The organism is Staphylococcus sp. HMSC072B07 (assembly GCF_001815505.1).
Lineage (GTDB): Bacteria > Bacillota > Bacilli > Staphylococcales > Staphylococcaceae > Staphylococcus > Staphylococcus simulans.
Window position 1 is genome coordinate 129533 of record NZ_KV820915.1, and the last position, 22104, is coordinate 151636.

The 22104-nt window shown below is 36.3% G+C and carries 23 protein-coding genes and 1 riboswitch; of the genes, 8 read left to right on the top strand and 15 right to left on the bottom strand.

Features of this window, described 5'->3' with window-relative positions; all coding sequences use genetic code 11:
- Positions 1–306 precede the first annotated feature (306 nt).
- The 3 genes from HMPREF3031_RS07985 to HMPREF3031_RS07995 form a co-directional block, all read right to left on the bottom strand.
- A complete protein-coding gene (locus HMPREF3031_RS07985; protein ID WP_002479645.1) occupies positions 307–609 on the bottom strand; it encodes a hypothetical protein in 303 nt (100 codons plus the stop codon).
- 117 nt (positions 610–726) lie between these two features.
- A complete protein-coding gene (locus HMPREF3031_RS07990) occupies positions 727–1683 on the bottom strand; it encodes an LCP family glycopolymer transferase (protein ID WP_002479646.1) in 957 nt (318 codons plus the stop codon).
- Between the two features lie 64 nt (positions 1684–1747).
- On the bottom strand, positions 1748–2557 hold the full coding sequence (locus HMPREF3031_RS07995) for an inositol monophosphatase family protein (protein ID WP_002479647.1): 810 nt from the start codon (positions 2555–2557) through the stop codon (positions 1748–1750).
- Between the two features lie 399 nt (positions 2558–2956).
- Between HMPREF3031_RS07995 and HMPREF3031_RS08000 the strand changes: the two genes are divergently transcribed.
- Positions 2957–3643, top strand: a complete 687-nt coding sequence (locus HMPREF3031_RS08000) for a helix-turn-helix transcriptional regulator (RefSeq protein WP_002479648.1) — start codon at positions 2957–2959, stop codon at positions 3641–3643.
- A gap of 26 nt (positions 3644–3669) precedes the next feature.
- Here the strand turns inward: HMPREF3031_RS08000 and HMPREF3031_RS08005 are convergent, their stop codons facing one another.
- Positions 3670–4386 (bottom strand): CPBP family intramembrane glutamic endopeptidase, encoded by a 717-nt coding sequence (locus HMPREF3031_RS08005; protein ID WP_002479649.1) that lies wholly within the window; start codon positions 4384–4386, stop codon positions 3670–3672.
- Between the two features lie 100 nt (positions 4387–4486).
- Between HMPREF3031_RS08005 and HMPREF3031_RS08010 the strand changes: the two genes are divergently transcribed.
- Positions 4487–4831, top strand: a complete 345-nt coding sequence (locus HMPREF3031_RS08010; protein WP_002479650.1) for a hypothetical protein — start codon at positions 4487–4489, stop codon at positions 4829–4831.
- A gap of 298 nt (positions 4832–5129) precedes the next feature.
- Positions 5130–6002, top strand: a complete 873-nt coding sequence (locus HMPREF3031_RS08015; RefSeq protein ID WP_002479651.1) for a MurR/RpiR family transcriptional regulator — start codon at positions 5130–5132, stop codon at positions 6000–6002.
- 45 nt (positions 6003–6047) lie between these two features.
- On the opposite strand, the gene HMPREF3031_RS08020 is transcribed toward HMPREF3031_RS08015, so the two are convergent.
- Positions 6048–7439, bottom strand: a complete 1392-nt coding sequence (locus HMPREF3031_RS08020) for an amino acid permease (protein WP_002479652.1) — start codon at positions 7437–7439, stop codon at positions 6048–6050.
- A 654-nt stretch (positions 7440–8093) separates the two neighbouring features.
- On the opposite strand from HMPREF3031_RS08020, the gene HMPREF3031_RS08025 reads away from it, so the two are divergent.
- The 3 genes from HMPREF3031_RS08025 (at position 8094) to HMPREF3031_RS08035 (ending at position 9537) form a co-directional block, all read left to right on the top strand.
- Positions 8094–8936, top strand: a complete 843-nt coding sequence (locus HMPREF3031_RS08025) for a formate/nitrite transporter family protein (RefSeq protein ID WP_002479653.1) — start codon at positions 8094–8096, stop codon at positions 8934–8936.
- A 68-nt stretch (positions 8937–9004) separates the two neighbouring features.
- Positions 9005–9358: a hypothetical protein gene (locus HMPREF3031_RS08030; protein WP_002479654.1), complete on the top strand. Its 354-nt coding sequence runs from the start codon at positions 9005–9007 to the stop codon at positions 9356–9358.
- Complete coding sequence (locus HMPREF3031_RS08035) at positions 9355–9537, top strand: hypothetical protein (protein ID WP_002479655.1); 183 nt, start codon at positions 9355–9357, stop codon at positions 9535–9537. The genes HMPREF3031_RS08030 and HMPREF3031_RS08035 overlap by 4 nt, the downstream gene beginning before the upstream one ends.
- 109 nt (positions 9538–9646) lie before the next feature.
- Here HMPREF3031_RS08035 and HMPREF3031_RS13680 read toward each other — a convergent pair whose 3' ends face one another.
- A complete protein-coding gene (locus HMPREF3031_RS13680) occupies positions 9647–9829 on the bottom strand; it encodes a hypothetical protein (protein WP_002479656.1) in 183 nt (60 codons plus the stop codon).
- Positions 9830–9845: 16 nt separating this feature from the next.
- On the bottom strand, positions 9846–10478 hold the full coding sequence (locus HMPREF3031_RS08040) for an HAD-IA family hydrolase (RefSeq protein WP_002479657.1): 633 nt from the start codon (positions 10476–10478) through the stop codon (positions 9846–9848).
- A gap of 203 nt (positions 10479–10681) precedes the next feature.
- On the opposite strand from HMPREF3031_RS08040, the gene HMPREF3031_RS08045 reads away from it, so the two are divergent.
- Together HMPREF3031_RS08045 and glpT are read left to right on the top strand one after the other, a co-directional pair.
- Positions 10682–11218, top strand: coding sequence for a hypothetical protein (locus tag HMPREF3031_RS08045; protein WP_002479658.1), 537 nt, complete (start codon positions 10682–10684; stop codon positions 11216–11218).
- Between the two features lie 134 nt (positions 11219–11352).
- Entirely contained in the window at positions 11353–12708 is a 1356-nt protein-coding gene (gene glpT, locus HMPREF3031_RS08050) for a glycerol-3-phosphate transporter (RefSeq protein WP_002479659.1), read from the top strand.
- 75 nt (positions 12709–12783) lie between these two features.
- Here glpT and HMPREF3031_RS08055 read toward each other — a convergent pair whose 3' ends face one another.
- From HMPREF3031_RS08055 to hutU, 8 genes are all read right to left on the bottom strand, one after another.
- Positions 12784–13305, bottom strand: a complete 522-nt coding sequence (locus HMPREF3031_RS08055) for an SRPBCC family protein (protein WP_002479660.1) — start codon at positions 13303–13305, stop codon at positions 12784–12786.
- Positions 13306–13461: 156 nt separating this feature from the next.
- Positions 13462–14769: a Na+/H+ antiporter NhaC family protein gene (locus HMPREF3031_RS08060; protein WP_002479661.1), complete on the bottom strand. Its 1308-nt coding sequence runs from the start codon at positions 14767–14769 to the stop codon at positions 13462–13464.
- A 68-nt stretch (positions 14770–14837) separates the two neighbouring features.
- Positions 14838–14948, bottom strand: a riboswitch (SAM riboswitch).
- 89 nt (positions 14949–15037) lie between these two features.
- Positions 15038–15649, bottom strand: coding sequence for a flavin reductase family protein (locus HMPREF3031_RS08065; protein WP_002479662.1), 612 nt, complete (start codon positions 15647–15649; stop codon positions 15038–15040).
- A 189-nt stretch (positions 15650–15838) separates the two neighbouring features.
- Complete coding sequence (locus tag HMPREF3031_RS08070) at positions 15839–16663, bottom strand: SDR family oxidoreductase (RefSeq protein WP_002479663.1); 825 nt, start codon at positions 16661–16663, stop codon at positions 15839–15841.
- Positions 16664–16734: 71 nt separating this feature from the next.
- Positions 16735–17850, bottom strand: a complete 1116-nt coding sequence (locus HMPREF3031_RS08075) for an amidohydrolase (protein ID WP_002479664.1) — start codon at positions 17848–17850, stop codon at positions 16735–16737.
- Positions 17847–19031 carry a SulP family inorganic anion transporter gene (locus HMPREF3031_RS08080; RefSeq protein WP_306806850.1) on the bottom strand — a complete coding sequence of 395 codons (1185 nt, stop codon included), beginning with the start codon at positions 19029–19031 and terminating at the stop codon, positions 17847–17849. Before HMPREF3031_RS08080 ends, HMPREF3031_RS08075 begins: the two co-directional genes overlap by 4 nt.
- 126 nt (positions 19032–19157) lie before the next feature.
- Positions 19158–20399 (bottom strand): imidazolonepropionase, encoded by a 1242-nt coding sequence (gene hutI / locus HMPREF3031_RS08085; RefSeq protein ID WP_002479666.1) that lies wholly within the window; start codon positions 20397–20399, stop codon positions 19158–19160.
- Positions 20392–22080, bottom strand: coding sequence for a urocanate hydratase (gene hutU, locus HMPREF3031_RS08090; RefSeq protein ID WP_002479667.1), 1689 nt, complete (start codon positions 22078–22080; stop codon positions 20392–20394). The genes hutI and hutU overlap by 8 nt, the downstream gene beginning before the upstream one ends.
- Between the last annotated feature and the right edge of the window lie 24 nt (positions 22081–22104).

Consider the following 22104-nt stretch of genomic DNA (forward strand, 5'->3'; position numbering starts at 1 on the left):
AAGATTCAACTCATTTCCTAAACCTCTATTTATTTTATATATTCCGTAAATATTGAAGACTAGTCTTTTTTTGCCCCACGCAATAAAAAATAGTCTTATTACTAATTCTATTACTTTTAAAGTTAAATGTTAAGTCCCATACTTATATATTCTCTCTAAAGTTGACATATTAAACTTTTTATTCATGAATCTCTTTTTTTGGTGCCGATTTAAAGGATTTAACATAATGTATTACTCTATTTCATAGACGAATTAGTTTAAACTTTCTTTTAAAAAATACCGACATATCACATGCCGGTATTTTGCTTACTTATCGTGTAATCTACCTAATACTTCTTGTTTAATAATATTGATAGCTTCATCAAATTTTTCTTCATTATGGTTTGCATCTGCATGTGCAATTAATGAATTGACTAAATCAGCATCATTATATTCGCTGACTTTCAATTTGAATTGATCAATTCCAACTTCTACAGTGTTGCCATTCGGTTGGAATTCATTGATGCCATAATAATTATCTGCACCTAAGCCGCCTTCATCAACCATTTCAGATACATCTTGTACTTCTTTTTCATCTACTTTATTTTGATCTTTATTATTATTTGTCATAAAAAATTCCCCCTCTGTTTATCATTACCCCAAAACATGTATTTTATTTATATACAATTTTAAATTTTAGGGTAAAATAATACCAAGACAAAGATTAACCCTGCCTCGGCATTTCATTTATAATTCTAAATTTTGTCTTAGCGCATTTGAAACGTTATTCAATGAACTTTCATCAGGTACAAAGTAATAAACGCCATCACTTTGAATACCTCCACCGCCTTGTAGTTCTAAACGGTTCATATTTTCATTTGCTTTTTGATATTTAGAACGGACTGTATTTAATTCACCTAGAGATAGGTCAGTTGTAACATTCTCTTTGATTTGATCCGTCACACCATTAAAGTTCGTTAGTGACTTCACACTTGTTAATTCATTCGCAATACCACGTAACACTAATTGTTGGCGCTCTTGACGACCGAAGTCACCGCCTGCACCTTCTTCTTTACGTGAACGAATAAACGCTAAAGCTTTATCACCATCTAAATGTGTTTTTTCGCCCTTCACAAAGCTGTAACCACTATAACTAAATGTCGCATTACTGATAACATCTACACCGCCGATTTCATCGACCATACCTTTGATGCCATCCATATCAACTGTCGCATAATGATCAATCGGTACATCCAACAATTTCTCAAGTGATTTCACAGCCATATCCGGACCACCATACGCATAAGCATGATTGATTTTCTCTACTGAATCATGTCCGACAATTTCAGCTTGAGTATCACGTGGGATACTGACAATTTCAGTTGTCTTTTTATCTGGATTAATAGATAACACCATGATTGAGTCAGAACGTTGTCCGTCCCCTTCACTTTGACGTTTTTCATTACTATCCACACCAAATAAAGCAATTGTGAATGGATCACCTTTGTTTAAATCTACTTTTTCTTTTCGTAATTCTGATTTGTCTCTGTCTAGAGGGTTATGAATTTTTCCGCCAACCGCAAAAATCTTAATTGCTAAATAGATTGCTGCAACAAGCGCAAGTATTACTAAAATTCCAAATGCCCATAATAATATTTTTGGTACAAGTCCCATTTTACGACCAGGTTTATCTGTTCTCTTCACCCAACCACTCCTCATCTTTCATTTCAATCCATTATATTATAGTTGATTTTAACTAACATGGTGCTTAAGTCTTAGTTATTTTATTAACTTGATAACCGCCTTTTTGATTTAATATTTCAAGGACCGCTTCATGACACCCTTTATTACTAATAATAAACGGTCCGCCAACCGCAAAATCAATTGGTTCATTATCAAGATTCGTCATTTTCAAATCAAGTTCTTTCGCAAATAAAAACTGTGCAGAAATATCCCACGGTTTCGCATTTGTATTAATGTGTGCTCCGAATTGACCTTTCATCACGCGTAAAGAATCTAATCCGCAAGCCCCGATTAATCGATAACTGAATGCTGCCGCTTTTAAATCTGCTTGTGTATGTTCATTTAAAACATATGGATTATACGACAGAATCATTTCACTGATATCTAAAGAAGGAATCTTAGGCATACGTACTTCATTTTCAAATGCACCTTCATCTCTGATGGCTTTATAAAGTGTATGGTGCGGATAATCATAAATGTAAGCAAGCATCGGTTGACCTTCTGAGAAATAACTTAAGATAATACAATAATCTGTTTTTTGTTTTACTAAATTCGCAGTACCGTCAATCGGATCCATTATCCAAACATCGCCATGTTTCGCATCTACTAAATCATTATTTTTTTCTTCAGCGAAAAGTTCATGACTTGGGTAATGTTCTTTTAAAAATGCGTCAAATTGATCTTGAATCATTTGATCTACATTGGTTACTAAATCAAACTGATTTGCTTTTGTTTCTGTATGCATATCCGCAATCAGTTTAGGAATAATATCATCCAACCCTTTCAACCAGTGTCTGATTGCTTGGTCTAATTGAAGCAGTTGATTACTATTCAAATTACACACCTCATCCTTTATTTTTCTTATGTATGTTTTCATTCTAGCATGGAACACAAATGAACTGTTAACGACTTTATAATCAATAAAAAAACCGACTAGCTTAACTAGTCGGCATAGAAAGGAAAGTAAGTAATAATATTGAAGATGTTAATTAACTAGTGATTCGCACGTTCTAATAAATCACACGACATGATTTATCATTACCCCTTTGTTCACTAAGTGCTATCTCCTAGTTACTAATGATAGTTTAGCACATAATTTTATAAAATGTAAGCGTTTACTTGAAATTTTTTCGACTTTTTTTAATTTTTTCTACAAGTACATTACCTAAAAACATCAAATTTTAAGAGATATGATATAATGATTGTAATATGTAATATATCGGAGGTGGCTTAATTGAATAAAATAGAACGTCAAAATAAACTTGTTCAGGCAATTGAAACCAACCATCAACTCACTGCAGCACAACTTGCGAAAACACTTAAAGTTTCAAAGCGTACGATATTAAGAGATATCCAAGATCTTGAAAAACAAGGTGTCCAAATTATCGCAAAACAAGGCATGCTCGGCGGATACCAGATTCAAAGCCATCCTGCACCGATTCAACTCGAATTAAACGAAGCACAAATGCTAGCTTTATTTATGACATTAAACGAGAGTCAATCTTATTCTCGTTTACCTTATAAAAAAGAAATTGCACAAATTATCAAGAAATGTCTCAATCAGCCAGCAACACATATCAGACGTTTGTTAAAACGCATGGATCGCTACATTAAATTTGAATCTAATCCAAACGAGACAATACCGCAAATCTTTTCAGACTTATTAATTTATTGCGCAGAGCGTAATGTGATGTTAGTCGAATATGATTTGGAAAGTGAGACCTATACTGAAAATGTCATCTTTATCGGATTGATATGTCGCAAAGCTGAATGGCGTGTCGTTATTTTCGATATTGGTCATGGACATACAAAAGAAATACCGATTCAAGCTATTCAAGACATCTCTTATTCATTCCATAAAACATTAAAGACTCACGATATTACTATCTATAATTATCAACAATTTTTAAAATCCAACTAAGGGATACACCTCAGTTGGATTTTTTATTATAGATATAAAATTGTGATGATAAAAGAAACAAAATTATTCGCGATGTGAATTGCGATAGTAGCTGCAGTATTTTTACCTGATTTGAAATATACATAAACAATAACAATTGCCATAATTAAATAGGACCCGATTTCAAATGGAGATTCGGCTCCTGTAACATGAATCAACGCAAAGCCGATAACCGAAATAATCGCCATGACAATATAATTCAACTTCTTCCCTAACTCTCCAATCAAAATGGTACGGAAGAATAATTCTTCAACAACAGGACCTATAATTACTACAAAAATAAATGTGAAAGGTAAAAATGCCGGATTTCTGAACAATAATTCTAATTCCTGTTCATTTTGTGTTTCTGTATACTGTAAATTTTCAGGCAAGAACGAAACCAAATAATTGTAGAGTGTTTCTCCTCCCATTGCGATCAGCAGCATAATTAACAAGAACAACCAATGTTTCTTAACATAATGCCATCCTGACGACAATTTCATAGGCATTTCACTATAGTGAAAATAATAGTAAATAATTAAAAGTGCGATATATGTATTGATTTGACCTATAGCTGAAATTGGAATCAATGTTTCAACGGTCATCGGTACATTAAAATTGGCTGCTATTAACGTTTCTAAAAAAGTAAATAGAAAGATTAAAACAAAACCAATCGGAATTAACGTTAAATCTCTCCATGCTGGCTTATTATTTTTTAACTCCATAAGATGCTCCTCTATACAAAATTTAACTTCTCATGCATTTATCTTAAGTTATCGGCTTTCAAATCACAAATTAAATTTATCTTTTAAGGAATGATTAGTAATGACAAAACAAACCATTGAAACAGATATTTACGCACAACTGATTCATTTGATTACTTTAAGCGACACCTATCATCACTATATAACTTTAAATCAACAGAAACCTGCTGAACAGACTGCAAATGATATCACAACATATCTACAAGCATATTATCATAAAGCACAAAGCTTAGTTGAAACACACCCTTCTTTTATTACACAACGCTACTGTGACTTATTAGCCAAATTAATCTTGCAGCCGTTAGTAATCCTTAACACTGGCAATACAAATGTGATGATCAAAACGTGGCAAAAACCCATTCATCACTTGCTTTTTCTTTTAACCTCACACTCAATTATTGACTAATTTTTTAATATTTTTACGTTAATCGTTTAAATCTTTATCAGTTAGGTATGATAATACTAGTGAGTGTTGTTTTTAAAATTCTCAATTGTGTTAGCTGTCATCCTATAGTACACTAGAAACCATTATAAAGATGAACTGATAATTGGGAGACTGTCGGTTTGTCTGAGTCGTGCTTTAATAGGCGTACAAACAATAATCAAAGTAAACTGTAGCAACTAAGGGTTCTGTTTACTGCTATCTATGATTTACAAAACAAATGAAAAAGCAGCTTTGTTTTTTCATAGAGCAGGTGATTATGATGACAAACATACTATTTAAACTAGAAACAAAATATAATGTTTTAACTAAAAGCGAGAAAAAAATCGCAGACTTTATTTTAAAACGGCCACAAAAAGTCATTGATATGACAACTTTAGATTTAGCGAACAGCACCAATACCAGTCCTTCTTCGGTCGTCCGCTTCGGTTACAAAGTAACAGATGGCGGCTTTCAAGAATTAAAAACGGAAGTATCAAAATACCTTTCCAAACGTACAAAACCCCAACCTATTGAATTACAACCGAATGAATCGATTGATTCTATTAAACGCAAAATGTTGTCACGCAGCACTCAAACATTATGCAGAGTTTCAGATGAAGTTGATGAACAGAAGATTGAACAAGTCTGTATCAGGTTGAAACGTTCACGTACCATCTTCTTATTTGGCTTTGGCGCTTCCTTTGTTTCAGCATTAGATTTAACACAGAAACTATCTAAGGTTGGTTTAAATGCACAATGCGTTGAAAGTGTGCACGCGTTAATCAGTTTAATTGCAACTCATGACGCCCGTGATACATTATTCTTAATTTCTAATAGCGGTGAACACAATGAACTCGAAGCCATTGCACGTGTTGCGTCGGATTATCATTTGTGCCTGATTACCTTAATGGGTACACATCATAATCCGATGACACGCTATAGTGATATTGATTTGATTTACAGCGAATCAGAAGAAAATGAGTTTCGTATGGCGGCTACTACTTCTCTGACAGCCCAGCTCTTTACTATCAATGTGCTGTATTACCGTTATTTGTCTATGGACTTTTCAAATGCGTTAGATACAATTACGCAATCTAAAATGGCTTTAAACAACTATAAGAAACATCTTTCTAAAATTAAATTTGAACATTAAAAAAGAGTTGAGCATAACGCCCAACTCTTTTTCATTTGTCTTATATTATTCTAAATGTTGATCTTTATAAGGTAATTTGTCGTATCCTCTGATGAAGTAGAACGCTGTCATGAAACCTAAGAATAAGAATCCGATAACAACTGATACAACTGTTTCTTTATTAAGCAACATACCGATTAATACGATAATTAAGAAAATAATAGTCGCATAACTTGCTGGTGCCCCGCCTGGCATTTTGAATGGATGACCTTGGACTTCTTCAGGATGAAGGCGTCTGAAGCGGATATGACTGATTAAAATCATAAACCAAGGAATCATACCAGGTAAGATTGATGCACTATAAACATATACGAAAATACTGTCTGCACCTTTAATGAATAAAGGTAAGATAACGTTTAAGATAACACCGATAAAGATACCAATTGAAATCGCAAGTACTGTGTACACAGGTACACCATTTTTCATTACTTTCAAGAAGAATCTAGGTAATTGTTTGTGTTGTGCCAATGTATAAATCATACGGCTCGCACTGAAGATACCTGAGTTACATCCTGACATTGCGGCTGTTAATACTACGAAGTTGATTAAACCAGCTGCAATTGTAATACCGACTTTCGCGAATGTTGCTACGAATGGACTACCGATTGTACCAAGTTGATCCCATGGATAAACAGTTACAATAACGAAGATAGCTCCGATATAGAAGATTAAAATACGCCAGATAACACCGTTAACTGCTTTTTTAATATTCTTTTGAGGATTTTTAGTTTCCCCTGCTGTGATACCGATTAATTCTACACCTTGATAAGAACCTACAACGATTGATAAGGCAAAGAAGAAGCCAAGCCAACCGTTAGGAAGGAAACCGCCGTGTGACCATAAGTTAGATAAACCGATGGCATTTCCGCCGTTACCAAGTCCAAAGAAAATCAATCCGAAACCAGCAATAATCATTAAAACAATAGTGACAATCTTGATCATCGCGAACCAGAATTCAAACTCACCGAACGCTTTAACTGATACTAAGTTCGCTGAAGCTAATAATACAATAACGATAACACCAGGAATCCAATCTGGAAGTTCTGGGAACCAATATCTCATGTATTCTCCGACTGCGATAACTTCACTCATACCAACTACAACCCACTGGAATATGTTACTCCAGGCTGTTAAATATCCTGCTACTGGATGAATATAGTCACTTGCGAAGTTCGCAAATGAACCTGTAGTAGGATGTAAGTAAACCATTTCTCCCATTGCACGCATTACTAAAAATAAAAATAGTCCAACAATTAAATAAGCAAAAATAACAGATGGTCCTGTCCATTTAATTGTACTTGTCGCACCCATAAATAAACCAACGCCGATGGTACCACCGAGTGCGATCATTTGAATCTGTCTAGAACTTAATCCCCTGTGTAATTGAGTTTCTTCCATTAGAAAATACCCCTTCTCTTTCATGATTTCCAGGCCCTATTACAAGTTATCGATAGCTGCCCCATTCTCTCTTTCTATTTCAGCGTCCCAATTTACTAAAATTTAAAAGATTGCGAAAAATTTAACAATGTTTCTTTTTGCTATCGATTTGTAACTTTTCAAGCCCATTGAGGCTATTATACTATAAAATTTCTAGATGAAAACATAAAAATTACACTTTTATGTATGCGCTTTCATTTATTTTTTCCTAAAATACAACAAAAGCAGTCATCGCGCATTTTAATGCATTTCGCACTCAAATAAAATATTGTATTTCTAAAACACACACAATGAACAGTGTCCATTTAGTAAATACATTTTATTTGAACATTATAGCACGGAGTTTTATAAAAGCGCAATGTACTTTTGATAATTTTCTGATTCTTTGTCATGTACATAGAGACAATTGTCTTTTTGACACAATCACTGTTTTATATATAAATGCAGTATTTTAATAATTTTCACGAGACAGTCATATTTATGAAAAAAGTTTATGTGAAAGTATTCACAAAAATAAGAAATGCGATTATACTATATGCATTACAGAAAATGAGATAACCCTCTCAGCCTGAATTAATATTAAACATTTTGCTAGAGCGAGGAGTTTTTTTAGGAATGAACAGTGAAAAATATATCCGTTGGGATAATGTATTTTATGGACGTAAATGGGTTAAAGAAGTTGTTAAAACTATCCAAACTAAAGACGTCTTACAAGCGACTTATTTTAAGCGCTATTTATTACGTGCCATGATGGCAGGTTTTATTATCAGTATTATTGCAGTCTTTGTATTAGCCATTAAAGCTGGTTTTGTACAAGAAGTACACACAGGAGAAATCAACACAGGAATTATCAACATCGTCGGATCAGTTGCCTTCAGCTTTGCCTTAGTACTGATTCTTTTTACCAATTCAGAACTCCTGACAAGTAACTTTATGTATTTCACAGTGGGTTTATATTATAAAGTTATTTCGCCATGGCGCGCTTTCCAAATCTTTATGTTATGTTTCATCGGTAATATGTTAGGTGCCCTAGCCTTCTTTATTATCTTACGTTTCAGTGATGTCGTTACACCAGAAATGATGAAACAATTAGAAGTCTTGCTACATCACAAAACAATGACAGCTGACTTTACTCAAATATTAGCTAAAGCAATTTTTGCCAACTTCTTTATCAATATCTCATTAGTTATTGCGATGCAAATTGAAGACATTCTAGCAAAAATGTTTGTGATGATGTTTGGGGTTGCTATCTTCGCATTCATGGGTTACGAACACGTTGTTTATAACGCATGTCTATTTATCGGCGGCGCTATTTACCAATCAGATGTTTTACACTTCTGGCCTGCAGTCATCAATATCATAGCTGCATTCATCGGTAACTATATCGGCGGCGGATTAATCATCGGTCTATTCTATGCTTACTTGAATGACCATAAACAATTTAAGAACGAGCTTTAATATGCATACGACGCACCAATATACTATGTTATAATTTGAGTGAACTGAATTGAAAGGAGACGTCAACATTGTCTAAACAATTAGTTTCACGCGGACTATTATATACATTTATATTTGGTGCGTTATTCTTTTTCTTAAACCGCTCAGCCAGTCAAGAATCGCTGACACATACTTTAATTATGTCGATAATTGCTGCTGCGGTATTCGGTGTATGCTATGTCGCTTTGTTTAGCGCATTGACTTCTCCAGCTAAAAAAATGAAAGTCGGGATTGTATTACCGATTACCGTTATACTCGGTATTGTTATCGGACACTTTACAAATCATATGAAACTTGGAGTAGGCCTTGGCCTAGTACTTGGTATTGTCATTGCCTTTCTCTGGGATTATTTATCAAAGGATTATAAAGGAGAATCAGAGTGAAGCTTACCTTAATTATTATTATCATAGTGCTCCTTATCATCAACCTTGTACCAAACTATCTCATGTACAAACGTTTGAAAGCACAAGGTGAACAAGCAAACCGTCGTGCATTAATGATTGGAGTAGACGCAATTTTATTAGTCTTAGTCATCGTCGGTCTAGTTTATATGTTGAAATAAACAAAACAGAGGATTCAAAAGCCGTTAACTTTTGAACCCTCTGTTTTTATTATAATTTTAATTTCATTAATGGTTCGTATCCTCTTTTTCCATCAGTTGCTCATTAAGGTTATAACTGCCCTTTCAACACAAACTGATAAACTAAGTAGGCAGATATCAAGTAAATCATAGAACCTATCATGAACGCGCGAAACCTGACATTCATCGGCACCCTTCTATTAAAGATAGGTGCAAGTATTAAGTTTCCAATACCAATAATTAACGGTCCTGCTAAAAAGAATAATAGCAACATGCGCTCACCTGCTCACTTAAAAATATTGTTTCATAATTGTTTCAGCATCTAAATTCATTCCTTCTAAATTTAAATTGCTGAAATCCATCTGTTCAGTCATTTGATTTGTATTTACAATTACTCCAAGTCCCGCACGTTCTGCAGCAGTTGCACCATTGACTGAATCTTCAATAGCTAAACAACTCACCGGATTCATATTCAATTGTTGAACCGCAGTTAAGTATAAGTCTGGTTCAGGTTTGACCGCTTCTACATCTTCTCTTCCGACAATCACTGCAACCCGCTTTGTTAATCCTAATGCTTGAAGTGCAGGTTGAATCACTTCACGACTACTGCTCGTCGCAATCGCAAAAGGAATATGTTTAGCCTCTAAATGTTCCATCAAACGACTAATATTTTCAATCATCGATAGATGTCGACTTTGTTGATGATGATCATCATACAATGCCTTAGTTGCTTCTTCTCCTATTTGTGATTCTATATATTGATGCAATCCTTTGGCTGCACCGCCGATGGATTGACGATAAAAATCTACTGAAATTGGATTTTTTTGATGTGTAGTTAAATGTTGATTGATCACATCAAACAAATGTTGTTCTGTATCAATAATCGTACCATCAAAATCAAATACGACTGCTCTATATCGCATGATGTATTCACTCTCTTTCTTTCCTATGTATTACACTCATTATATTGAAAAAATGACAAAATTAACAATTATCTTCATTTCGTCCAAAAGTCCTAGTGAAAAAGTTTTTAAAGCGTGATACAATTTACAATGAATTTGAACAACACGCAATCCATCCATCTTATGCCACTCAAATATAAACTATACTTCTGGAGGAATTGTCTATGTTTATAGATAAATATGACACTTTTATTATTAATATAGGGCATCTATCAACATGGCTTAAGCGAAGACAATTATTAAAATTATGCAGACAACTTCAAAGCAGTCACGCTGTTCAAGCAGAATTCACTCGAATTAAACAACAGCCTGTTTTAAAAGTCCGTATTCCAAAATGCAACCTGCCTTACTTCATCAGTTTCTTAAGTTATCACAACTACCCTATCTACCAGATTTTACCTTTTGCAGACAAAGACTTCGTCTATCAATTTGCGCCGAATATTCAAGCTTCTATGCATTTCAAACTTAAAATTGACGGTTTACAAGATATGTTTGTCAAAGATAAAATCATTGATATTATGCAGTTTCTTAAACATCAAGAAGACATTAAATATGTACTCACAACGTATCACATTGATATTTCATGTACACCGCACGTATTATCTAAATTGATTCATGCGCTTGCGACACAAAACATCGATGTATTAGGTGCGAACTACAGACCACGTATCGCTCAGCATAAATATTCTACAATCTCATAATTAAGTGTACCGTTCTGACATTCCATGATTGGAGTGTCTTTTTTTATATTAAAACTAAAAAATAAAAATGTTCATTGCTCTTTTGTAAATTTAGTATTAAGATTAAGTTAATTATTTGTAAAGGAGGCGCTTTCTTGTTTAACTTCTTAAAACCGCCAAAGCCGATTGCTCCTCTATCAAAAGAGCAAGTTGATGATACATATAAACAACTACGAATGAAAGTATTCTTAGGTATCTTCATCGGTTATGCGGGTTATTATTTATTACGCAAAAACTTTTCTCTTGCGATGCCTGATTTGATTGAACAGGGGTTCAGTAAAGGTCAATTAGGTATTGCCCTGTCAGCCGTTTCAATCGCATACGGTTTTAGTAAATTTGTGATGGGAACTGTCAGTGATCGAAGCAACGCACGCATGTTCTTAACACTAGGATTGATTTTGACTGCGATTGTCAATCTGTTGCTTGGTTTTGTTCCATTCTTTACTTCAAGCATTTTAATCATGTTTATTATGCTGTTCTTAAACGGCTGGTTCCAAGGTATGGGGTGGCCGCCTTCAGGACGTGTCCTCGTCCATTGGTTCAGTGTGAGTGAACGAGGCAGTAAAACAGCCATTTGGAACGTCGCACATAATGTCGGCGGCGGCTTAATGGCACCGATTGCGACTTGGGGTATTTCTATGACTGCCTTATATAACTTCGGTTATCTAAAAGGATTTGAGGGTGTCTTCATTTATCCAGCATTACTTGCGATTATCATTGCGATCATCTCTTATATCTTAATTAGAGATACACCACAATCACAAGGTTTACCACCGATTGAAGCCTATCGTAATGATTATCCTACCGCTTCAAGAACAACACTTGAAACAGAATTAACTACCAAAGAAATCTTGTTCAAATATGTGTTGAATAACAAATGGGTATGGGCAATCGCTTTCGCAAATATCTTCGTCTACTTCGTTCGTTATGGTGTACTTGACTGGGCACCAGTCTATTTAAGCGAAGAGAAACATTTCGATATGAAATCCTCTGGATGGGCTTACTTCCTTTACGAATGGGCTGGGATTCCTGGAACATTACTGTGTGGTTGGATCTCAGATAAACTCTTCAAAGGACGTCGTGGTCCAGCAGGTTTCTTCTTTATGTTAGGCGTAACTATTTTCGTCTTAATCTACTGGTTAAACCCTCCAGGTAATCCATTAGTAGATAACTTAGCACTCGTTGCGATTGGTTTCTTAATCTATGGACCAGTGATGTTAATAGGCTTGCAAGCATTAGATTATGTACCTAAGAAAGCAGCAGGAACAGCTGCCGGGTTAACAGGTTTATTCGGTTACCTATTTGGTGCAGTCATGGCTAACATCGTACTTGGTTTCGTGGTTGATCAATTTGGTTGGGATGCAGGTTTCATCTTATTAACAGTGATTAGTATTCTAGCTATGTTAAGCTTTATTCTGACTTGGAATAAACGTGGTCAAGAAACTGTCTAATTGTTGAAAATTGAATATATAAAATAAAACAAGCGACATACGCTGCTTTCTAGCATTGTGTGTCGCTTGTTTTGATTAAAATTCTTCTTTGTCTTCTTGCATTTCTCTTAAAATGTCTTGAAGCTTAATGAACATATTTTCAAAGCCGTGTGCCGTCGCATCATGATATTCTTTCTTCTGCTGTTTGTATTCCAAAGTTGTCCAACGTCTTTCTTTCGGAACAACAGCAGTATAACGGAAGTTCATTTGTGTCATGTCTGAACCTGGTTCACGTTCAAAAATTTCTACTTCAATCGTATCTTCTTTGTCGCTCAGTTCAGGCATACCGATGGTCATCACAATTCGGTTAGGTGCTTCTAGTTCTTGGAAGACCCCTGTTACTCTGTTCTTTTTACCGTTACGTTCATCAACAATTTCATAACGTCTGCCTTCTTCTGGAATCAAGTCAATCGATTGATTTGAACGGTTAGAAGTCATGAACCAACGTCTCATGATATCCGCATCTGTCCAAGCTTGATAAATCAATTCGGGCGGGATGCGCATAAAACGTTCCAATGATATGACTACGACGTCATTTTCAATATTATATCTTGCCACTCTGTCGTCACCTACTTTCGCACTCTTTATTATTCTAACGCATTTAGAAGCATAAGCCAAAGTAATCCTACTAGCAAAGCATTTGTCACTATGCCTCTGTGGTTATTTCACAACAAGATTACTTTAACATTTTTCAAGTGAGAAAGTAAAAATTATTTACGCTTTTTGTTTACGTTTATTCAGTTTTGGAAAATTAAAGATGATTGCGGCTAATCCGCTGATTCCTAAAATAATCGGATAAATCGAATAAGGCACTAACATAAATGGCGAAATACCTGCGACGCCCGCAGCCGCAATGACTTGCGGACTATAAGGTAAAAGGCCTTGGAAACAGCTGCCGAAAATATCTAAAATACTTGCTGATTTTCTTGGGTCGATATCATATTCATCTGCGATATTTTTAGCTAGTGGACCTGCCATTAAAATAGAAATCGTATTATTCGCAGTTGAAATATCTGCGGCACTGACTAAACTTGCGATACCGAACTCTGCACCGCGTCTTGATTTGACCTTGCTGCGAACAAAATTAAGTAGCCATGTAATACCGCCATTATGTTGAATGATGCCGATTAAACCACCGATCATTAATGCGATAATCGCAATATCTTCCATGCCGATCATACCTTCTGAAGCGGCTTTCAAGAATCCGATCCAGTTAAATGAGCCGTCGATTAAACCGATAATACCTGAGAGTACTGTTCCACCTATCAAAACAATAATCACATTCACACCGATCAAAGCTAAGATTAAAACTAATAAATATGGAATCACTTTAATAAATTCAAAGCTGTAATCTTTTGTACTGCTGATTGTTGCGCTATGTGTCAAAATACCTAAAATAACCATCGTTAAAATGGCACCTGGCAATACAATTTTAAAGTTTACTTTGAACTTATCACTCATTTTTGTATGTTGTGTACGTACTGCAGAAATTGTCGTATCTGAAATCATAGATAAGTTATCTCCGAACATCGCACCGCCGACGACTGTTGCCATGGCTAGTGCTGCTGAAATATCAGTCGCCTCACTAATCCCAAAGCCGACTGGTGCAATGGCTGCGACTGTACCAACTGATGTCCCCATAGAAATAGAAACGAACATACAAATAATAAACAAACCGATAATCAATAAGTTTCCTGGAATTAAACTTAATCCTAAATTAACGGTAGATTTCACGCCGCCCATATCTTCAGTCACTTTTGAAAATGCGCCGGCTAATACGAAAATCAAGACCATCAAAATAATATTAGAATGGCCTGCACCTTTGGTGAAGACTTCAACTTTCTCTGTGAATTTTTCTTTGCGATTCATTATTAATGCGACAATAACCGCAATCGTAATCGCAATATTTAACGGCATCTTCGTAAAGTCGCCAGTAATAATCCCAACTCCTAAAAATAAACCGACAAATAGAATTAAAGGAATCAGTGCGACTGCATTGCCTTTTTGTTTTTGTTCAGACATGATTCAAACACCTCACTCATGATATTAAAAAATCCTTTTTTCAGCTAAGAAAAAAGGATACATTATGTTTCTTATCTCTTAGCAAATAGTTGCTATGGGAATTGGCACACGCGTCGCTATCAGCGAACCATGTTGCCGAGGTTTCAAAGTGCCCATCACTCCACCTCTCTTGATAAGCTATATTTATTTTTATTTTTTGAATCTTTTTAAACCTATCATGATTGTAATAGTTAGTCAATCATCAAAGTATGAACTTTTCATTAAGCAATTATTCTGTTGGTCTTTCTAATACAAATTCTTGACCTAATTTTACATAGTCATTACCCGCTAAACGACCAACAGGATGTAACGCTTGTACATCAATTTTATGCGGTTCGATATAAACATCATCAGCGATGTGATAACGTACAACTTCACCTAAGATTAAATCGCTGCCCGCTTTGTCATCACCGAGTTCAATCACACGATCCAGTTTACACTCAAATCGGATTCGCGCCCCTTCGACTGCTGGTACATTAACGACATCTGAAGGAATTGTTTTAAAATCTGTACGTTCTAACTCATTTGCTTCACGTTCAATCGGTGCAGCAGTATTATTAATACCTTCAATCATAGACAATTCAGAAATGTGTACCACAAATTCTCCAGTATCAATAATGTTTTGTGCTGTATCTTTACGGACACCTTCTGTGCGTCCAGTTGAAATCATAATCATCGGCGGATGACTGCTGACCACATTAAAGAAACTGAATGGTGCCGCATTTAAATGACCTTCTTGATCTTGAGAAGTCACAAAAGCAATCGGTCTTGGTAAGACGCTGCCGCTTAATAATTTATAATTTTCTCTTTGCGTTAAATCTTTAGGGTTAAAATGTTTCATCATTCTGCCTCCTTAGTTACTATACTAATTATACCTATAGCATAATAAACTAAACCTTACTTTGCGAATAATGTGTTTGTATGTATAAAAACAGCGTTCCATTCATTGTTGGAACGCTGTCTTAATCATAGCTTAGTTAATTTGTTTACCGCCTGTTACGCCATACACTTGTCCTGTTGTATAACTTGATTAGTCTGAAGCAAGTAAGACATAAGTGCCTGCTAATTCTACTGGCTGACCTGCACGGCCCATCATTGAACTTTGACCGAATTCAGGAATTTTACTTTGCGGTTGACCACCTGAGATTTGAAGCGGTGACCAGAATGGTCCGGGTGCTACTGAGTTCACGCGGATACCTTTATCGATTAATTCTTTTGCTAAGCTTTTTGTTAGTGAAATAATCGCAGCTTTTGTAGCCGCATAGTCATGCAAGATTGGATTAGGGTCATAACCTTGAATAGATGTTGTCGTTGTAATCGTCGCACCTGGTTTTAGATACTCAAGTGCTTTTTGAACTGTCCAGAATAATGAATACACATTCGTTGTGAAGGTTTGTGTGAAATCTTCTGTTTTGAAGTTTTCGAATCCTTCATGGTATTGCTGATGTCCAGCAACCAATGTCACATTGTCTAAACCGCCAAGCGTTTCGTGTGCATATTCAACTAAATCGTAGTTGAATTGTTCATCTGATAAATCACCTGGTTTTAAATAAACAGTTCCGCCTGTATCTTCAATAACTTTCTTAACTTCTTGTGCGTCTTCTTCTTCTTTTGGATGATAGTTAATCACAACTGACGCACCTTCACGTGCATACGCAATTGCGACTGCACGACCAATCGCAGAGTCACCGCCTGTAACTAATGCTTTCAAGCCTTCAAGGCGTCCATGTCCTTTATATGATGTTTCGCCACAGTCTGGTTTTGGATCCATATCTGTTTGGAAACCTGGCCATTCTTGTTCTTGTTTTGGATAATCTTGATCAGAGAATTTTGTACGTGGATCTTGTGGTGCCATTATCTATCACTCCTCAATTATTTGTCTCTCTATTGATATACCACAAAATCCATATTTCATTCATCGGCAAATTAAAATAATTTTTGAACTAAATTCGCAAGAAACTCAGGCGCTTTTTTCAAAATGTCTTCATTCGGGTTATATTTCGGATGATGTAAATCATAATCAGATTGTGAACCGATGAAACTGAAAACACCAGGAACAGTATCACTCATAGCTGAGAAATCTTCACCAATTGTTTTAGGTTGGCTCAATTGTTCAACTTTATAACCTGTCTCTTCTGCCGCTTCTTGTGCAATATGTGTTAATGTTTCATGATTCATGACTGCATTCGGTAAATGAATATATTCTAATTCAATCTCCGCATTAAAGGCAGATGCTAAACCATCACAAATACTTTGTAGACGTTGTTCTGCAAGTGCACGTGTTTCATTATTAAATGTTCGAACTGTTCCTTGAATGCGTGCTGAATCTGGAATCACATTCCACGTGTTGCCAGCTGATACTTCCCCAATTGTCACAACTGCAGAATCAAAGGCTGAAACATTACGACTGACGATAGACTGCACACTCGTTAATAATTGTCCTAAAATAATCATCGGATCATTGCTTTCTTCAGGTTTTGCGGCGTGACCCCCTTTTGCTTTAATTCGAATAAAGAAGCGATCTACTGCTGAAGTCATCGCACCTGGTTTAATCGCTAACGTGCCCACTTTTAATGTCGGATCATTGTGAAAACCTGTCACAGCTTTAACACCTTCTAATACACCCGCTTCTACCATTTGTTGTGCACCGCTGCCCACTTCTTCGGCAGCTTGGAATAAAATACGCACACGTCCAGGCAATTCTGCTTCTTTCTCTTTCAGCAACAATGCAGCACCTAAAATACTTGCCATATGTATATCATGTCCGCAAGCATGCATTACACCTTTATTTTGTGACGTGATTTCACTATCTACTTGTTCTTCTATCGGTAAAGCATCAATGTCTGTACGTAACGCAACAATCGTTTCGCCTTCACCGATTTCTGCCACCAATCCTGTGTCTAGTGGATAATCTATAATTTTAATCTCATGTTCTTCTAAAAGTTCTTTTAAACGCGCAGTAGTGTCATATTCTTGATAAGAAACTTCTGGATGCTGATGAAACATACGTCTCCATTCGACTAATTGTTCAAAATGACTCATAAACTTTCCCTTCCTTTACTTACAACGTAAATCACTAAATATATTGCTGAACCTGCTGCGACACCAAAGGCTAAATTATTCGTTACTAACGTAACAATCATCGTACCGATAATTGTTGCGGCATTTAAAACAGGCTTCGCTTTAATCGCTTGTATAGTACGTCTATCAAAGGTATTCAACGCAATCGAAACTAATACAGTCGCGAGTACGACCATTGGAATCAGAGCGATAATAGGCCCTAAAACGTAAATTGTCAATAATAAAAACAAAGCAGTCACTAAGGTCGCATAACGTGCAGTTGCACCGACTTTCACATTAAATTTTGATTGACCGACTAATGCACTGCCTCCAAAACCACCAAATAATCCTGCTGCTAAATTCGCAAGTCCTTGTGCAGCTGATTCTTGATTTAAACAACTCTTTTCATTTGTTAGCACATCCAATGCTTGTGCAGTCAATAAAGATTGCAGTGTACCTACAATTGCCATCGTGATACCGTAACCCACAATAACCATTAAGGCATGACTTTCTGTAAACAGATGAAACTGAGACCATTGTAGTTTAGGTAATACCACATAGATATCCGCTAAATCTTTTACATAATGTAGTTTCGGATGAATAAGATGTGCAATGATGGTTAAGACAATAATTGAGATCAAAGGTGCTGGAATAAACGAAATGAATCGGGGCGCGAACCAAATAATTAAAAAAGAGACTATCGCAAAAACATACGTTGCGATTGAAATGTTGAAAATATTATCGATTTGCGAAGACATTAATAATAAAGCTAAGGCATTCATAAAGCCGATTACAACTGCTTGAGGAATGCGTTCAATCAATCGTCCTACATTTAACGCACCCATGCCTAATTGGAGTATCCCCATGACAATCGTTGCACAGATTAAGTATCCGACACCATGATGCATGACTAGAGGTGCTGCGACTAAGGCTATACCACTGCTTGGTCCTGTAATCATTAAAGTCCTGCCTGCAGTCAGACTGAGTACAATCATCATAATCCCCATACTCAATAAGCCGATTGAAGGGTTCATGCCGACAATAAATGAATAAGCAATTGCACCAGGCAATGCAGATAACGCAATTAAAATACCTGCCAACACATTGTCTTTGATATCACCTTTCCATTGATTCACATACATTTGACGTTCCAATTTTTTCACCCGCCCACTTCTCTATGCACTTATCTTAACATAAATTGTCAGACTATTAAGAAGCAAAAAACAGCCACACTTATGAGAAATCATAAGCATGGCTGTAAAAAGTTGTGTTTAACTGATAGTTAAAGCTTATTGTTGTACTTCAATACGGTTGTCAATAAATAACTTACCGTCTTTATAAACATATTCCGCATGGTTGATACCATAATGGTATGGTACATATTCATAATTCGGTACATTCCAAATCACGAAGTTTGCGCGGTCGTCTTGTTCTAACGTACCTGCATCTGCATCAATTGCTTTTGCCGCATTGACTGTGACTGCGTTCCAAATTTCATTTGGAGTTAATTTTAATTTCAGTGCTGCAATTGCCATAACCATTTGTAAATTATTCGTTACGTTACTGCCTGGGTTGAAGTCAGAGGCAATGGCTACTGCACCATTATTATCCAACATACCGCGTGCATCTGCGTATTGATCTTTACCTAAATAGAATGTTGTTCCTGGTAAAACAACCGCAACTGTGTCGCTATCTTTTAATGCTTGTTTATCTTCTTCACTTGAAGCGACTAAGTGATCAGCTGAAATCGCACCTTGTTCAATCGCTACACCTAAACCACCTAAAGGATCAATCTCATCTGCGTGAATTTTCACATCAAAGCCTTGTTCTTTAGCTGCTTTCATATATTCACGTGATTCATCAACTGTGAAGACACCCGTTTCGCAGAAGATATCCGCAAAGTCTGCATATTCTTTTACTTCTGGTAATAAGTCAATCATCTCTTGTAAGAATGCTTGATTAGATTCCGCTTCTTTCGGCACAGCGTGTGGCCCTAGGAATGTGTGTTTCATTGTAATGCCATACTTTTTCTCTAAAGCATGTGACACTTTTAATTGTTTCAATTCATTCTCTTTATCTAATCCATATCCACTCTTACTTTCTACTGTTAAGACACCATAAGACATCATTTCACGTAAAGACTTGTCTGTTTTCTTTAACAACTCATCTTCAGTTGCCTCACGTGTTGCTTTAACTGTAGATAGAATACCGCCGCCTTGTTCTAGAATTTCTAGATAAGACGCACCTTGTTGTTTTAATGCCATTTCATGCTCTCTTGAACCGCCGAATACTAAGTGTGTATGTGCATCAACCAAAGCAGGAGATACGACTTTGCCTGTCGCATCTACCACTTCTTGTGCATCATACTCTTCTGTATGAGGTCCTGCATAAACTACTTTACCGTCTTTCGCAACTAATGTTGCATTTTCAATGATTTTCAACTCATTTAACTGATTGCCTTTTAAAGGTTTATCAGTTTTCTTCGGTAAAATTAATTGTGCAATATTTTGGATAACAACATCATTACTCATTAGAATCTTGCTCCTTTAACATTGGAATATCGACACCTTTTTCATTTGCTGTATCAATCGCAATATCATAGCCAGCATCAGCATGTCTTACTACACCCATACCCGGATCTGTTGTTAATACTCGTTTCAAGCGTGCTTCTGCACGATCTGAACCGTCTGCAACAACAACCATACCGGCATGTAATGAATAACCCATACCTACACCGCCACCGTGGTGGACTGAAATCCAAGAACCACCTGCTGCAGTATTGACTAATGCGTTTAAGATTGCCCAGTCACCTACAGCATCTGAACCGTCTTTCATTGATTCAGTTTCACGGTTTGGTGATGCTACTGAACCTGAGTCTAAGTGGTCACGTCCAATCACAACTGGTGCTGAGATTTCACCATTACGTACTAGTTCGTTTAATTTCAAGCCCATTTTGGCACGTTCGCCATAACCTAACCATGCAATTCTTGAAGGTAAACCTTGGAATGCAATTTTTTCTGTTGCCATATCTAACCAGCGCATTAACTTCTCATCTTCAGGGAAAAGTTCACGCATTGCTTGGTCTGCACGTTCGATGTCTTTTGGATCACCACTTAATGCCGCAAAACGGAAAGGTCCTTTACCTTCACAGAATAACGGTCTAATGTATGCTGGTACGAATCCAGGGAAATCAAAAGCGTTTTCTAAACCTTGGTCATACGCTACTTGACGGATATTATTACCATAGTCAAATGCTACTGCACCACGTTTTTGGAATTCTAACATTGCTGCTACATGATTTTTCATTGATTGTGAAGATAATTTTACATATTCATCAGGATTTGCATCGCGTAACGCAGACGCTTCTTCTAAAGAATAACCTTCAGGTACATAGCCGTTTAACGGATCATGTGCAGACGTTTGGTCTGTAATGATATCAATCTTGAAGTCACGTTTTAAAATCTCATTATAAACTTCAGGTGCATTGCCGACTAAACCAACAGATAATGGTTTGCCTGCTTCTTTCGCTTCTTGTGCTTTTTCTAACGCTTCATCTAAAGAATCTGTGATAATATCACAATAACGTGTCTCAATACGTTTTTCGATACGAGATGGATCCACATCTACACCGATAACTACCCCTTCATTCATCGTTACAGCTAATGGCTGCGCACCACCCATGCCGCCTAAACCAGCTGTTAATGTGATTGTACCTTTTAATGAACCGTTATAATGTTGGTTTGCGAGTTCAGCAAACGTTTCATATGTTCCTTGAACAATCCCTTGAGAACCGATATAAATCCAGCTTCCCGCTGTCATTTGACCATACATCATTAAGCCTTTTTTATCTAATTCATGGAAGTGTTCCCAGTTTGCCCATTTCGGTACAAGTACAGAGTTCGATAATAATACTCGTGGTGCTTCTTCATGTGTTTTAAAGACAGCAACAGGTTTACCAGATTGAACTAACATCGTTTCATCACTTTCTAAACGACGCAATGTATCTACAATAGCATCAAAAGCTTCCCAGTTACGTGCCGCTTTACCAATACCCCCGTAAACGACTAACTTTTCAGGATGCTCTGCTACTTCTGGATCTAAGTTATTGTATAACATTCGAAGGACTGCTTCTTGTTCCCATCCTTTACATTCAATTTCCAATCCTTTTTTCGCTTTAATTTGTCTGCCTTTCGCTGCTACTTCTTTAGTCATAATCAATCTCTCCTTTGTTTAGTT

Coding starts and splice junctions, on each gene's coding strand:
- HMPREF3031_RS07985 (WP_002479645.1), bottom strand. CDS start 609: ATGACAAATAATAATAAAGATCAAAATAAAGTAGATGAAAAAGAAGTA.
- HMPREF3031_RS08005 (WP_002479649.1), bottom strand. CDS start 4,386: ATGGAGTTAAAAAATAATAAGCCAGCATGGAGAGATTTAACGTTAATT.
- HMPREF3031_RS08010 (WP_002479650.1), top strand. CDS start 4,487: ATGACAAAACAAACCATTGAAACAGATATTTACGCACAACTGATTCAT.
- HMPREF3031_RS08015 (WP_002479651.1), top strand. CDS start 5,130: ATGACAAACATACTATTTAAACTAGAAACAAAATATAATGTTTTAACT.
- HMPREF3031_RS08020 (WP_002479652.1), bottom strand. CDS start 7,439: ATGGAAGAAACTCAATTACACAGGGGATTAAGTTCTAGACAGATTCAA.
- HMPREF3031_RS08025 (WP_002479653.1), top strand. CDS start 8,094: ATGAACAGTGAAAAATATATCCGTTGGGATAATGTATTTTATGGACGT.
- HMPREF3031_RS13680 (WP_002479656.1), bottom strand. CDS start 9,829: ATGTTGCTATTATTCTTTTTAGCAGGACCGTTAATTATTGGTATTGGA.
- HMPREF3031_RS08040 (WP_002479657.1), bottom strand. CDS start 10,478: ATGCGATATAGAGCAGTCGTATTTGATTTTGATGGTACGATTATTGAT.
- HMPREF3031_RS08045 (WP_002479658.1), top strand. CDS start 10,682: ATGTTTATAGATAAATATGACACTTTTATTATTAATATAGGGCATCTA.
- HMPREF3031_RS08060 (WP_002479661.1), bottom strand. CDS start 14,769: ATGTCTGAACAAAAACAAAAAGGCAATGCAGTCGCACTGATTCCTTTA.
- HMPREF3031_RS08065 (WP_002479662.1), bottom strand. CDS start 15,649: ATGAAACATTTTAACCCTAAAGATTTAACGCAAAGAGAAAATTATAAA.
- HMPREF3031_RS08070 (WP_002479663.1), bottom strand. CDS start 16,663: ATGGCACCACAAGATCCACGTACAAAATTCTCTGATCAAGATTATCCA.
- HMPREF3031_RS08075 (WP_002479664.1), bottom strand. CDS start 17,850: ATGAGTCATTTTGAACAATTAGTCGAATGGAGACGTATGTTTCATCAG.
- hutI (WP_002479666.1), bottom strand. CDS start 20,399: ATGAGTAATGATGTTGTTATCCAAAATATTGCACAATTAATTTTACCG.
- hutU (WP_002479667.1), bottom strand. CDS start 22,080: ATGACTAAAGAAGTAGCAGCGAAAGGCAGACAAATTAAAGCGAAAAAA.